General features: G+C 61.6%; 10 protein-coding genes. 4 read left to right on the forward strand and 6 right to left on the reverse strand.

Going from position 1 to position 14,373, the window contains the following annotated elements; translation table 11 throughout:
- Nucleotides 1-84: 84 nt before the first annotated feature.
- From dgcA to gbcA, 4 genes are all read right to left on the reverse strand, one after another.
- Nucleotides 85-2,145, reverse strand: coding sequence for a dimethylglycine demethylation protein DgcA (gene dgcA, locus IOD17_RS12320; RefSeq protein ID WP_233685364.1), 2,061 nt, complete (start codon nucleotides 2,143-2,145; stop codon nucleotides 85-87).
- A gap of 88 nt (nucleotides 2,146-2,233) precedes the next feature.
- Entirely contained in the window at nucleotides 2,234-2,764 is a 531-nt protein-coding gene (locus IOD17_RS12325; RefSeq protein ID WP_233685365.1) for a DUF5943 domain-containing protein, read from the reverse strand.
- A gap of 131 nt (nucleotides 2,765-2,895) precedes the next feature.
- Nucleotides 2,896-3,873, reverse strand: coding sequence for a dipeptidase (locus IOD17_RS12330; RefSeq protein WP_233685366.1), 978 nt, complete (start codon nucleotides 3,871-3,873; stop codon nucleotides 2,896-2,898).
- A gap of 507 nt (nucleotides 3,874-4,380) precedes the next feature.
- Nucleotides 4,381-5,673: a glycine-betaine demethylase subunit GbcA gene (gene gbcA, locus IOD17_RS12335; RefSeq protein WP_233685367.1), complete on the reverse strand. Its 1,293-nt coding sequence runs from the start codon at nucleotides 5,671-5,673 to the stop codon at nucleotides 4,381-4,383.
- Between the two features lie 350 nt (nucleotides 5,674-6,023).
- Here gbcA and gbcB point away from each other — a divergent pair, with 350 nt between their 5' ends.
- Nucleotides 6,024-7,127 (forward strand): glycine-betaine demethylase subunit GbcB, encoded by a 1,104-nt coding sequence (gene gbcB, locus IOD17_RS12340; RefSeq protein WP_233685368.1) that lies wholly within the window; start codon nucleotides 6,024-6,026, stop codon nucleotides 7,125-7,127.
- Between the two features lie 266 nt (nucleotides 7,128-7,393).
- On the opposite strand, the gene IOD17_RS12345 is transcribed toward gbcB, so the two are convergent.
- Nucleotides 7,394-8,497: a GlxA family transcriptional regulator gene (locus tag IOD17_RS12345; RefSeq protein ID WP_233685369.1), complete on the reverse strand. Its 1,104-nt coding sequence runs from the start codon at nucleotides 8,495-8,497 to the stop codon at nucleotides 7,394-7,396.
- Between the two features lie 450 nt (nucleotides 8,498-8,947).
- Nucleotides 8,948-10,327: an L-serine ammonia-lyase gene (locus IOD17_RS12350; protein WP_233685370.1), complete on the reverse strand. Its 1,380-nt coding sequence runs from the start codon at nucleotides 10,325-10,327 to the stop codon at nucleotides 8,948-8,950.
- Nucleotides 10,328-10,662: 335 nt separating this feature from the next.
- Between IOD17_RS12350 and choX the strand changes: the two genes are divergently transcribed.
- From choX to choW, 3 genes are all read left to right on the forward strand, one after another.
- Complete coding sequence (gene choX, locus IOD17_RS12355; protein ID WP_233685371.1) at nucleotides 10,663-11,604, forward strand: choline ABC transporter substrate-binding protein; 942 nt, start codon at nucleotides 10,663-10,665, stop codon at nucleotides 11,602-11,604.
- Nucleotides 11,605-12,263: 659 nt separating this feature from the next.
- Nucleotides 12,264-13,469, forward strand: a complete 1,206-nt coding sequence (locus IOD17_RS12360; protein WP_233685372.1) for a quaternary amine ABC transporter ATP-binding protein — start codon at nucleotides 12,264-12,266, stop codon at nucleotides 13,467-13,469.
- On the forward strand, nucleotides 13,462-14,343 hold the full coding sequence (gene choW / locus IOD17_RS12365; protein ID WP_233685373.1) for a choline ABC transporter permease subunit: 882 nt from the start codon (nucleotides 13,462-13,464) through the stop codon (nucleotides 14,341-14,343). The genes IOD17_RS12360 and choW overlap by 8 nt, the downstream gene beginning before the upstream one ends.
- Nucleotides 14,344-14,373 lie beyond the last annotated feature (30 nt).

Here is a 14,373-nt window from a genome sequence, read left to right on the forward strand (position 1 = left end):
TGGGGCTGGTGGGAGGGACTTTAGCCGCGATGCTTTTAGCCTTGTCGCGGCTAAAGCCCCTCCCACACCGGTTCAGCGTTTAGATCAGAAGTCCTTGCACAGCCGCAGCGCGTCGTAGATCGCCGCGTGGGTGTTGCGCTGAGCCACGCAGTCGCCGATGCGGAACAGCAGATAACCGTCGCCCGCCTCGGATAAACATGGCTGCGGCTTGATCGCGAACAGCGCTTCCACGTCGATCTGGCCCTTGTTGCGCGAGCCGTCCTTGAGGGCGTAGTACAGGCGCTCGTCAGGGCGCACGCCGTTTTCCACCACCACCTGATCGACCACGCGCTCTTCTTTCGCGCCGGTGTATTCGTTCTCCAGCACCGCCACCAGCTTGTCGCCTTCGCGGTAGACCTTCTCCAGCATCATGTCGCCGGTCATGATCACTTCTTTCGGGTACAGGCTGCGGTAGTACGTCGGGAACGTGGTGCCGCCCATGGCCACACCCGGCTTGATGTCGTCGGTGACGATCTCGACCTTGGCGCCCTTCTCGGCGATAAAGTCGGCCACCGACATACCGGAGAATTCGCAAATGGTGTCGTACACCAGCACGTTATTGCCCGGCGCCACTTTGCCGTCGAGGATGTCCCAACTGCTGACCACCAGGCCTTCGGCCGCGCCCCAGTGCTCGTTCTGCTCAATAAACGGATGGCCGCCGTTGGCCAGCACCACAATATCCGGGCGCAGGTCCATGATGCTGGCCTCGTCCGCACCGGTGCCCAGGCGCAGGTCGATGTTCAGGCGGGCCAACTCCAGCTGGAACCAGCGGGTAATGCCGGCCATCTGGTCACGCTGCGGTGCCTTGGCGGCTAAAGTGATTTGCCCGCCGAGGCTGTCTTTCTTCTCGAACAGGGTCACATCATGGCCACGCTCGGCGGCGACGCGCGCTGCTTCCATACCGGCCGGGCCACCACCGACGATCACCACTTTGCGCTTCGGCCCGCTGGTTTTTTCGATGATATGCGGCAGGCCCATGTATTCGCGGCTGGTCGCAGCGTTCTGGATGCACAGCACATCCAGGCCCTGGTACTGGCGGTCGATGCAGTAGTTGGCACCGACGCACTGCTTGATCTGGTCGACCTGGCCCATCTTGATCTTGGCGATTAGGTGCGGGTCGGCGATGTGCGCGCGGGTCATGCCGACCATATCGACATAGCCGCCTTCCAAAATCCGGGTGGCCTGATTCGGGTCCTTGATGTTCTGCGCGTGCAGCACCGGCACCTTGACCACTTCCTTGATCCCAGCGGCCAGGTGCAGGAACGGCTCCGGCGGGTAACTCATGTTCGGAATCACGTTGGCCAGAGTGTTGTGGGTGTCGGCACCAGAGCCGACCACGCCGATAAAGTCGATCAGACCGGTAGCGTCGTAATACGCTGCGATCTGCTTCATGTCTTCGTGAGAGAGGCCGTCCGGGTGGAACTCATCACCGGAGATACGCAGGCCCACGCAGAAATCGGGACCGACCTCGGCGCGCACCGCTTTGATCACTTCCAGGCCGAACTTCATCCGGCCCTCGAAGGTGCCGCCCCATTCGTCAGTGCGCTTGTTCACCCGAGGCGACCAGAACTGGTCGATCATGTGCTGGTGCACAGCCGACAGCTCAACGCCGTCCAGGCCGCCGGCTTTGGCCCGAGCCGCTGCCTTGGCGAAGTCACCGATGACACGCCACATTTCCTCCGGCTCGATGGTCTTGCAGGTGGCGCGGTGTACCGGTTCGCGGATACCGGACGGCGACATCAGGGTCGGCCAGTCGAAGCCATCCCAGCGCGAGCGGCGACCCATGTGGGTAATCTGGATCATGATCTTGGCGCCATGCTTGTGCATGGCGTCGGCCAGGTTCTGAAAGTGCGGAATGATCCGGTCGGTGGACAGGTTCACCGAGCTCCACCAGCTGTGCGGGCTGTCGATGGAGACCACCGACGAGCCACCGCAGATGGCCAGACCGACGCCGCCCTTGGCCTTCTCTTCGTAGTACTTGACGTAACGCTCCGTGGTCATGCCGCCGTCGGTGGCCATGACCTCGGCGTGCGCGGTGGACACGATGCGGTTGCGGATGGTCAGCTTGCCGATCTGGATCGGCTGGAACATTGCTTCAAAAGCCATTACGGCACCCTCACTGGCGTTTCACTGTGGGAGGGGCTTTAGCCGCGACAGCCTCGCCGCTAAAGCGCCTCCCACGCACGGTATTTTTCTAGCGTGGCTTCACCACAAACAGGCCATCGTCGTGGCCCTCTTCGGAGCCGCCATAGACCTGCTCGGCCACGGTGCGCAATGGGCTGCCCTGGGCCTGGAGAATCTGATCCATGGCGCCGGCAAACCAGCCGGTGAACATGTAGTCGACCTTGCGCCCGCACTTGCCGTAGACGTAGACAAAGGCCGAGTGTTTGAGCTTCACCGAGGCGGTGCCGGCGGCCAGGTCGATGGCGTCGATCTCGAACAGCCCCCAGCCGCGTTGCGACAGGCGCTTCATGTAGTGCTCGAACACCGCCACGCCCGACAGACCGTGGCATTCGGCCTCTTTCTCGCACCAGTGCCAGGCGGACTTGTAGCCGGCCTTGTAGAGAATCTCGGCATAGGCTTCAGCGCCCAGTACCTCTTCGATACCGATATGGTTGTTGACGAAGAAATGCCGCGGCACATAGAGCATCGGCAGCGCGTCGGTGGTCCAGACGCCGGTTTCGTCGTCGACCTGGATAGGCATTTCGGGTGCGTGGGTGGCCATGTGTTCAGTGCTCCAGAATCTTGTTTGATTGGTGGGAGGGGCTTTAGCCGCGACCTGCCCCGCAGGGGCAGCATCATTAAGGGCGTCGCGGCTAAAGCCCCTCCCACAGAGGATCGTGTGGGCGTAAAGCGTTATTCGCCCCAGACGTCTTTCAGAACCCGTACCCAGTTCTCGCCCATGATCTTGCGCACCACGCGTTCGGAATGGCCGCGTTTGAGCAGGGTCTCGGTGAGGTTGGGGAATTCGCCGACGGTGCGGATGCCCAGCGGGTTGATGATCTTGCCGAAGCTGGTCAGGCGGCGGGCGTAGCCCTTGTCGTGGGTCAGGTATTCGAAGAAGTCCTGGCCGTGGCCCTGGGTGAAATCGGTGCCGATGCCGATGGCGTCCTCGCCAACGATGTTCATCACGTACTCGATGGCTTCGGCGTAGTCGTCGATGGTCGAGTCGATGCCCTTGGCCAGGAACGGCGCGAACATGGTCACGCCGACAAAGCCGCCGTGGTCGGCGATAAATTTCAGCTCGGCGTCGGACTTGTTGCGCGGGTGCTCTTTCAAGCCCGACGGCAGGCAGTGGGAATAGGTGACCGGTTTTTTCGATTCGAGGATGACTTCCTCGCTGGTCTTCGAGCCCACGTGCGAGAGGTCGCACATGATGCCGACACGGTTCATCTCGGCGACGATCTCGCGGCCGAAGCCGGACAGCCCGCCGTCACGCTCGTAGCAGCCGGTGCCCACCAGGTTCTGGGTGTTGTAGCACATCTGCACAATGCCCACGCCGAGCTGCTTGAACACCTCGACGTAACCGATCTGGTCCTCGAACGCGTGGGCGTTCTGGAAGCCGAAGAGGATGCCGGTCTTGCCTTGCGCCTTGGCGGTGCGGATGTCAGCGGTGGTGCGCACCGGCATCACCAGGTCGCTGTTCTCGCGGATCAGCTTCTGGCTGGCGGCAATGTTGTTCACCGTGGCCTGAAAGCCTTCCCACACCGACACGGTGCAGTTGGCGGCGGTCAGGCCACCCTTGCGCATGTCCTCGAACAGTTCGCGGTTCCACTTGGCGATGATCAGCCCGTCAATAACGATGCTGTCGGCGTGTAATTCGGCTGGGCTCATCAGGCAGTCCCCCTTATCGGTGTCGCCAAACCCGTTGTTGGCGCTTTGGACTGAGCATATCCCCGGGGGCTCGGGCGACCCGGTGCAAAAACGACTGGGGTATTGCCGAAAGCGTCAAAGCCGAGTCGCGGGCGGATATGTCGCCAACAAAGCCCGCGACAGACCACGCGGCGGCAAACAGCGCAATAAAAAAAGCCCCTGCCCGGGGGTGTCCGGCAGAGGCCAAGGTGACCCTTGAGGTGGGTCTCAGTGTGATGCAGAGGTCGCAGGCCTGCGCCGCGCCGCCAGCAGACCGTAAGCAGTCAGGCCAAGCAGCAGCCACAGACCTAGAGACATAAGCAGAACCTTTTTGCGATCTCGCGAGCTAGAGCCATGCAAGGCGCTACGTTAGTAACAGCCTTTGGCTGGTCAAAACGGCGAGGAAGCGGAGTTTACTGGTGTAAATGAGCATTCCGAGCCTGTTTTTAACGCAGCAGGGCCGACGCGCAGCAGATCGTAAGCAGAACCTTACTCAGCGCCGACCTGACGCAGGTACGGCGCTGGCGCCGCGCCAAGGTTGTGCAGCACGCGCTCGCTGTACCAGTCGATAAAGTTGACCACGCCGAACTCGTAGGTTTTCGAGTACGGGCCGGGCTGGTAAGCGGTGGAGTTGATACCGCGCTGGTTTTCTTCAGCCAGACGACGGTCCTGATCGTTGGTGGCGTCCCACACCTGACGCAGGCGGGCGACGTCGTAATCGACGCCTTCCACGGCATCCTTGTGCACCAGCCATTTGGTGGTGACCATGGTTTCCTGGGCGCTGATCGGCCAGACGGTGAAGACGATCATATGATCGCCCATGCAGTGGTTCCACGAATGCGGCAGGTGCAGGATGCGCATCGAACCGAGATCCGGATCGGTGATGCGGCCCATGAGTTTCTTGCAGCCCTGCTTGCCATCCATGGTCATGGATACGGTGCCCTTAAGCAGCGGCATACGCACGATACGGTTGCGCAGGCCGAAGCTGGCGTGGGCATAGGGAATATTGTCCTTGTCCCAGCGGCCGGTGCATTCCGCCACCTGATCCTTGAACGCCTGGGTGGCGCGCGGGTCGGTGACGTCATCCCACTCCAGCAGGGTATTCAGCAGTTCCGGGTGCGAACCGTTGCAGTGGTAGCACTCACGGTTGTTCTCCAGCACCAGCTTCCAGTTGGCCTTTTCCATCAAGGTGGTCTGCACCGCCACCTTGGTGTTTTCCATGTCGTACGGCTCCATGTAGTGAGCCAGGGTGCTGAGGAAGTCGTCGATGGCCGGCGGATTTTCTGCCAGGGAGATAAAGATATAGCCGCCTGCCACCTTGCAGTTGACCGGCTTGAGGCTGTAGTCCTTGAGGTCGAAATCCGCGCCCATTTCGGTGCCAGCGAACAGCAGGCGACCGTCCAGCTCGTAGGTCCACTGGTGGTACGGGCACACCAGCTTGGCCACCTTGCCCTTGTCGCTGGTGCACAGGCGCGAACCGCGATGGCGGCAGACGTTGTGGAAGGCATGCACCACACCATCAGCACCACGAATCACCATGATCGGGTTGTCGCCGATCTGCAGGGTGAGGAAGTTGCCCTTGGCCGGGATCTCGCAGGTCATGCCGGCAATCAGCCATTCCTTGTGGAAGATCTCCTGCATGTCGATCTTGAACAGGCGCTCATCGTTATAGAACGGCTGCGGCAGGGAGAACGTACGCTCGCGGGTCTGCAGCATCTCGGCAGTGGCCTTGCGTGCAGGCTCCAGCGGGTCGCCCAGGCTCAGGGTAGAAGTGACGTCCATCGGTAACTCCTCAATGGCGACTCGCTCGGCGAGTTGCCGCAATAAAGTGGCTAGTCGGTATCACGCAAGGTGGCGTCATTGCCCCGCTCTGCGCCTGCCGATGGCGCCTGAATGAACGCGGAATTCGCTCGTGACCTTTTGCTTCGGCTGGCTGCGAGTGTGGCGCTGGGCGAGGGCGAAACCTTGTCTATGGGCGACATACCCACGTCCGTTTCCGACGCGGCAAACCAAGGCCTGTGCGGCAGGTCGCGATAAGCATGTAAATGTCGCTGGCAGATAAATGAGCGCCAACACCAGTACGCACAATCGCCCCATACAAGGCCGATGTCCGGCCATGCGGAGAGACGTCCATGACGACGAACGACTTCCTCAACCCGGTGACCACGCAGACCTGGAGCAACGGCCGGCATATCGTGCGCTGCGTCAAAGTCATCCAGGAAACCTGGGACGTGCGCACGTTCTGCTTTATGGCCGACCAGCCGGTGCTGTTCTTCTTCAAACCGGGGCAGTTCGTCACCCTGGAGCTGGAAATCGACGGCCAGCCGGTGATGCGCTCCTACACCATTTCCAGCTCGCCGTCGGTGCCTTACAGCTTCTCCATCACCATCAAGCGGGTGCCGGGCGGCAAGGTTTCCAACTGGCTGCACGACAACCTGCAGGAAGGTCAGGAACTGCCGGTTCACGGCCCGGTCGGGCTGTTCAATGCCATCGACTTTCCGGCGGACAAAGTGCTGTTCCTCAGCGGCGGGGTCGGCATCACGCCGGTGATGTCGATGGCGCGCTGGTTCTACGACACCAACGCCAATGTCGATATGGTCTTCGTGCACAGCGCACGCTCGCCGAAGGACATCATCTATCACCGCGAGCTGGAACACATGGCCGCGCGGATCAGCAACTTCAGCCTGCATGTGATCTGCGAAAAACACGGCCTGGGTGAGGCCTGGGCCGGTTATCGCGGCTACCTCAACCAGAAGATGCTGGAACTGATCGCCCCGGATTACCTGGACCGGGAAATCTTCTGCTGCGGTCCAACGCCCTACATGAGTGCAGTCAAGCGCCTGCTTGAAGCCAACCAGTTCGACATGCAGCACTACCACGAAGAAGCCTTCGGCCCGACGCCGCCGGAAGTGCGTGCCGAGGTCAAAGAGCTGGCTGCCGAAGCTGCCGAAACCCCAGCTGTGCCTGCCGCCGAGCAGCATCAGGTGGCGTTTACCAGCACCGGCAAGAGCATCCGCGTCGACCCCGGCGAAACCGTGCATGCAGCAGCAGCCAAGCTTGGCCTGCATATTCCCAAGGCCTGTGGCATGGGCATCTGCGGTACCTGCAAGGTGATGAAAACCGCTGGTGAAGTGAGCATGGAGCACAACGGCGGGATCACCGACGAAGACGTCGCCGAGGGCTATATCCTCTCGTGCTGCAGCGTGCCGCAGGGGGATGTGGCCATCGAGTATTAAGCCACCGACAACACGACACACAACAAAACGCCGCACCCGCCCTCAAGGCTGGTGCGGCGTTTTAGTTTGGACAGCGCAGTTGTGGGAGGGGCTTTCGGCTCTGGCTTCGCCGACCTCCTGCATCCATGCAGTCGTAGCCGCGACAAGCGATTAACAGCTCGCCGCTAAAGCGCCTCCCACACAGTGTGTAGGAGCCAGCTTGCTGGCGATTCCGGGCAAGCAAAAGCATCGCCAGCAAGCTGGCTCCTACAGGGTATTCAGCGCGGCTAGAGCCTGACGCTGGCAAAGGTCGACTCTCCCTGCGCCCGGGTCAGCGCGGCCATGGCCGAGGATGGCGATGGGCGCATCAGATCTTCCGGCATTGGCAGCAGCGCCACCACATTGCTGCCCTGCTGGCCGGCGCGCTCGTCACGCGGCGGGATGCCGAAGTATTCGCGGTAGCACTTGGAGAAGTGCGGCGTGGAGACGAAACCGCACACCGACGCCACTTCGATGATCGACATGCTGGTCTGCTTGAGCAGCTGCCGCGCGCGAATCAAGCGCAGCTTGAGGTAGTAGCGCGACGGTGAGCAGTGCAGGTATTTCTGGAACAGGCGCTCCAGCTGACGGCGCGACACATCGACATACAGCGCCAGCTGATCGAGGTCGATAGGCTCTTCCAGATTGGCTTCCATCAGCGCGACGATTTCCTGCAGCTTCGGCTGGTTGGTGCCGAGCATGTGCTTGAGCGGCACGCGCTGGTGATCCTGCTCGTTGCGAATGCGCTCGTAGATAAACATCTCGGAAATCGCCGCCGCCAGTTCGCGGCCATGCTCGCGGCCAATCACGTGCAGCATCATGTCCATCGGCGCGGTACCGCCGGAGCTGGTGTGGCGGTTACGGTCAATCGAGAACAGGCGAGTGCTGACGCCGGCGCGGGGGAAGGCTTCCTGCATCGAGGCCAAACATTCCCAGTGCACGCTGCAATCGAAACCATCGAGCAACCCGGCCTTGGCCAGCGCCCAGCTGCCGGTGCACACCGCGCCCAGTTGCGCACCATGGCGCGCCTGGCTTTGCAGCCACTGCACATGCTCGCGAGTCACGCTGTGCTGAATGTCCACGCCGCCGCAGACGATCACCGCATCCAGGCGCGGCGCGTTGCTCAGGCCGGCGTCCGGGGTGATCTGCAAACCATCGCTGGCGCTGACCGGCAGGCCACTCTGGCTGAGGGTGTGCCAACGGTAAAGCTCCTTGCCGGACAGCTGGTTGGCCATGCGCAGCGGCTCGACGGCAGACGCCAGGGAAATCAGGGTGAAGTTGTCGAGCAGGAGAAAGCCGATGGATTGCGGAGCACGGCTCTGGGGTTGTGCCCCTTGAGTGAACTGTGACATCAGGTGAACCCTCACGCGAAGCAAAGCACGGTAGTGAGCCCCTCGATACGGTGGCTCTTCTTATGGTTCTGGGACTGCACGGCACCAGACTGACAGGGCCGACTAACGCAAAGGCCGTGCCTAAATTGATTGGTCGTTCAATTAAAAATATCGGCTATTTCCCAGGGCTAGTGCCACTAGGCGTTGGCAGGAGCGACAGAAGCATTCTGATTACGACCGCAAGCGCACGGCTGACGGGCGTTTGAGCATTTCGGTAGCACTGCCAGAGCCGTGCCCTGTCACCCCGCTACGCAGGGTAAAAACAGCGCGGTAACGGACCAACGGTCAGGCGCTTAAAGATGGCATTGCGCCACCCTGATCAAGCCGGACAAGAGGCCGCGCACCATAAGCGGGCGCGACGCAGACCATGCACCGGATTGGTCGCTCAGCGTATGGGGTAAGCCCGCTGACTCAACATTCGACCGCGCTGACGGCCAACCCGCCGCGCGAGGTTTCCTTGTACTTGTCATGCATATCGGCACCGGTATCGCGCATGGTGCGGATCACCCGATCCAGCGAAATAAAGTGCTCACCGTCGCCACGCAAAGCCATCTGCGCGGCATTGATCGCCTTCACCGCAGCAATCGCGTTGCGCTCGATGCACGGCACCTGCACCAGGCCACCGACCGGGTCGCAGGTCAGGCCGAGGTTATGCTCCAGACCGATCTCGGCGGCGTTTTCCACCTGCTCAGGCGTCGCCCCGAGAATCTCCGCCAGCCCCGCCGCCGCCATGGCGCAGGCCGAACCGACCTCGCCCTGGCAACCGACTTCGGCCCCGGAGATGGATGCATTCTTTTTGCACAGAATGCCGATGGCGGCGGCGGCCAGCAGGTAATCCACCACATTGGCTTCACTGACCGCCGGGCTGAAGCGCACGTAATAATGCAGCACCGCCGGGATGATCCCCGCCGCGCCATTGGTCGGCGCGGTGACCATGCGCCCGCCGGCGGCGTTTTCCTCGTTCACCGCCAGGGCGAACAGGTTGACCCACTCCATGCCGCTGAGGGTGGAGCCGATCACGTTGGGTTTGCTCATTTCCTGCAAGCTGCGGTGCAGCTTGGCGGCGCGGCGTTTCACATTCAGCCCGCCGGGCAGAATGCCTTCGTGACGCAGACCGTGTTCGACGCATTCACGCATGGCTTGCCACAGGCGCATCAGCCCGCTGCGGATCTCCGCCTCACTGCGCCAGGCCTTCTCGTTGGCCATCATCAGTTCGGAGACGCGCAGGCCATTGCGCTGACACAGCTGCAACAACTGCTCAGCGCTGTCGAAGTCATAGGGCAGCACGGTGTGGTCCTGATCCAGCTGGCCGCTGGCGGCCTGCTCGGCATCCACGACAAAGCCGCCGCCCACCGAGTAATAGGTGTTTTCATGCAGCAGGCCGCCATCGGCGGCAAACGCACTAAGAGTCATGGCGTTGGGGTGATAGGGCAGGTTCTCGTCGAGCAACTGCATGTCGCGCGCCCAGTCGAAGGCGATGCTGATACGCCCGCCAAGCTGCAACTGGCCGCTGGCCAACAGCTCAGCAATGCGTGATTCGATGCTCGCGGGGTCGACCTGATCCGGCCACTCGCCCATCAACCCCATGATCACCGCGCGGTCACTGCCGTGGCCAACACCGGTGGCCGACAGCGAACCGTACAGGCGCACCTGCAGGCGTGCCGTGCGCTCCAGCAAGTGCCGCTCGGCCAATGCGCCGCTAAACAGCGCCGCTGCGCGCATCGGCCCGACGGTATGCGAACTGGACGGCCCGATGCCGATCTTGAACAAGTCAAACACGCTGATAGCCACGACACTCTCCTGCACTGCTGCTACATGCAGGCCATGATCAGGATTTCCCGTCCGCGCAGTCGCCCCACACCGACTTGCCCATGCCTAAATCCGTCAGCGCACCTGCCACATGGCGAACGGTCGCAGCACCGTTAACGGTTTCACACCTTCAACCGTCGCCGCAGCCAATCACGACAGCGGCGTTCTGGTTGCGACGCGACGCATAGGCAGCACAGGAAATCTGTCGGCATGATCGCCGCGCCCATGGATCGGCCACTCGCTGTTTGCCCAACCCGCACCATGGCCGACATGCGCCCACCCAGGCGCACCCTGTCACCGTAATCGGGAGAGGCTTGATGACACTGAATATGCGCAGCGGCCTATTGGCGGCTGCTTTGATTTCACCCTTGCTGGCCCAGGCCGTGGAACCGGCGCAATGCGATGTGATCCGCTTCGCCGATGTCGGCTGGACCGACATCACCGTGACCACAGCCGTCACCCGCCAGGTACTCAGCGACCTCGGCTACCGCACCCAGGTCAAACGCCTGTCCGTGCCGGACACCTACCAGGCCATGCAGGACGGCAAGGTCGATGTGTTCCTCGGCAACTGGATGCCGAGCATGGAAAACGACATCAAACCCTACGCCGCCAACGGCTCGGTAAAGACCCTCGGCGCCAACCTTGAAGGTGCCAAGTACACCCTGGCGGTGAACCAGGCCGCCTACGACGGTGGCGTGAAGAACTTCGCCGATCTGGCGCGTTTCAGCAAGGAACTGGGGGGCAAGGTGTATGGCATCGAACCCGGCAATGACGGTAACAAGCTGATCCAGCAGATGATCGACAAGAACGCCTTTGGCCTGGCCGGCTTCAGCCTGGTGGAGTCCAGCGAGAACGGCATGCTGGCCCAGGTCAAACGCGCCGAACACCTCAAGCAGTGGGTGGTGTTTCTCGGTTGGGCGCCGCACCCGATGAACAACCAGTTGCAGTTGTATTACCTGGATGGCGGCGACGAATTCTTTGGCCCCAACTACGGCGGCGCCACGGTGTACACCAATGTGCGCGCCGGCCTTGGCGAGCAGTGCCCGAACGTGACCCGGTTGCTGCAAAACCTGCGTTTCAGCCTGGAGATGGAGAGCTACCTGATGGGCGCGATCCTCAACAAAAACACCAACCCACGACGCGAGGCCAAAGCCTGGTTGAAGGCCAATCCGCACGCTCTGAGCAGTTGGCTGCAAGGCGTAAAACAGCGCAACGGGCAACCGCTCAAAGCACCCGTGAGCCTGTCGGCGAATGACTAATTTCGAGTTTTTTTTCGATATCGCCGCAGCCCGCTGGTCATCGTGCCTGCGGCCGACTCAAGGACTGTAAACCACGCCCGGCGTGGCTTGCAGCCTTGGCCAAGGGGCAAAAAAGTCTGTTATGGTTTTTAAAGAGTCTGTCGCCGCGCAACACGTCAGGGTCGCAAACCGACAATTGCGACAGGCCGAAGACTATATCGTTGAGTCAGCCGATTTCGTCGCTGTCGCCTTAGCAGGGTCGACAGACCGGGAGCCCACAGCCCCGGACCGAAGAATTTATAAGCGCTGGCTTGTCCCAAATGGGCACCAGCCCAACAAGAAATTTCGGATGTACGCGCACCTCGGGTCGAGGTGTGTAAAACCCAAGGATGGGGCTTCGTAACACTGCCAGAGGGTTTGGAACGCGGTTTGCAGCACGGCACAGCAAGGTTGACTCGACAGTACACCCCCGTAGCGTCCATTGCCCGCAAGGCAACTGGAGCGTTGCAGCGGTTGTGCCTGAGCACCCTGAATGCGTTGCGCGGCAAGACACGTCCCCGACCCCGGAACCCAGTAAACCCACACAGGCAAGAACAGTCGGCATCACCGTACGTACGCCAGCTGGCGTAGGCCCGGTTCCGCAGCACTGATCTGGATGTCTACTGAAGGGGAATCATCCCATGCAGTCTGGAAAAATCGTCGTCGAAAACCTCTACAAGGTGTTCGGCGCAGAGCCACAGGAAGCCATCGACCTCCTCAAAGAGGGATGGAGCAAGGAACGAATCCTTGCGGAGAAAGGCGCAGTTATTGGCGTCAGCGACGTGTCCTTCAGCGTCGAGGAAGGTGAAATTTTCGTGCTGATGGGCCTCTCCGGCTCCGGCAAATCTACCCTGATCCGCCTGATCAACCGCCTGGTTGAACCCAGTGCCGGCAATGTCTACATCGACGGGCAGAACGTCGCCAAGATGCCCAAGGCGGAGCTGATCGACCTGCGCCGCCGCGACATGAGCATGGTCTTCCAGTCCTTCGCCCTGATGCCCTCGCGCAGCGTGCTGGACAACGCCGCGTTCGGCCTGGAAGTGGCCGGCAAGAGCAAGAAGGTGCGTGAAGAACGCGCCATGCAGGTACTCAAGCAGGTCGGCCTGGACAGCTTTGCGCACAAGATGCCGCATGAACTGTCCGGCGGCATGCAACAGCGCGTCGGCCTGGCCCGCGCCTTGGCGGTCGACCCGTCAATGATCATCATGGACGAGGCGTTTTCCGCCCTCGACCCGCTCAAGCGCCGCGAGATGCAGGACGTGCTGCTGGAGCTGCAGAAAACCGACCGCCGCACCATCATCTTCGTCTCCCACGACATCGAAGAAGCCATGCGCATCGGCACCCGCATCGGCATCATGGAAGGCGGCAAACTGGTTCAGGTCGGCACTCCGCAAGAGCTGATCGACAACCCCGCCAACGATTACGTGCGCAACTTCTTCAACACCGTCGACACCAACCGCTACCTCACCGCCGGCCAGCTGATGGCCGACAGCGTGCCGCTCTACGTGCACAACGGCAAAGCGCCGGACGCGCAGAAGGTCTGCCAGGAATTGCAGGCACTGGACAAGCACTACGCCTTTATCGTCGACGAACAAAACACCTTCCAGGGCTCCATCAGCCTAGAGAAGATCGCCCTGCTGGTCGAAGGCGGCACCACCTGCGGCCTCGACAGCAGCGTCCTGAAATCGATCAAACCGGTTCCCGAGGATCTACCGCTGGACCAGGTGATTGAACGCCTGGTGGACAACGAAGGGCCGATCCCGGTGGTCGACAGCAATGGCCGTTACAGCGGCGCCATCAGTAAAGGCCGGCTGCTGACCCGCCTGCAGGGAGAGTTCCATGAGTGAGAAAAAACTCGACCTGGGCAGCTGGGTCAACGACGTGGTGCAACACCTGCTGGACAACTACAGCGATGGCTTCGACAGCATCGGCGCGGTGGTCAACGGCTTCTCCGAAGGCATCGAATGGCTGCTGATGCTGCCGCCGGCCTGGCTGCTGATCGCCATCTTCGTCGGCCTCGGCCTGTGGCGCATCAGCTACAAGTTCGCCATCTTCACCGCCGTGGCCTTTATCCTGATCGTCATGACCGGCTTCTGGGAGCAGACCGTGGTCACCCTCGGCCTGACCTTCTCCGCCACCCTGATCAGCCTCTTGCTCGGCGTACCGCTGGGCATCTGGGCCGCGCGCAGCGAACGGGTGGCGACCATCATCCGGCCGATTCTCGACTTTATGCAGACCATGCCGGCGTTCGTTTATCTGATTCCCGCCGCCATGCTCTTCGGCCTCGGCCGTGTGCCGGGGATCATCGCCACGGTGATCTTCGCCATGCCACCGGCAGTGCGCCTGACCAACCTGGGCATCCGCCAGGTAAATAAAGAGATCATCGAAGCCGGCCAATCCTTCGGCTGCACCCCGCGTCAGCTACTGTTCAAAGTCCAGCTGCCCAACGCCATGCCGTCGATCATGGCCGGGGTCAACCAGACCATCATGATGGCCCTGTCGATGGTGATCATCGCCTCGATGGTCGGCGCAGGCGGCCTGGGCAACGACGTACTGGCGAGTATCCAGCGCCTGGACATCGGCCTGGGCTTTGAAAGCGGCATGGCCGTGGTGCTGCTGGCGATCATTCTCGACCGCATCACGGAAAGTTTCGGGACCCCGCAAACCGCCAAGCGCCGCAGCGTGTTCGGCTGGTTCAGCGGCAAACTTCAACGTCAGTAAGCCTTAGCTTTTGCCATCACAGGGAGTCGC

The organism is Pseudomonas anguilliseptica, from assembly GCF_021375795.1.
In the GTDB taxonomy this organism is placed as follows: Bacteria; Pseudomonadota; Gammaproteobacteria; order Pseudomonadales; family Pseudomonadaceae; genus Aquipseudomonas; species Aquipseudomonas anguilliseptica_A.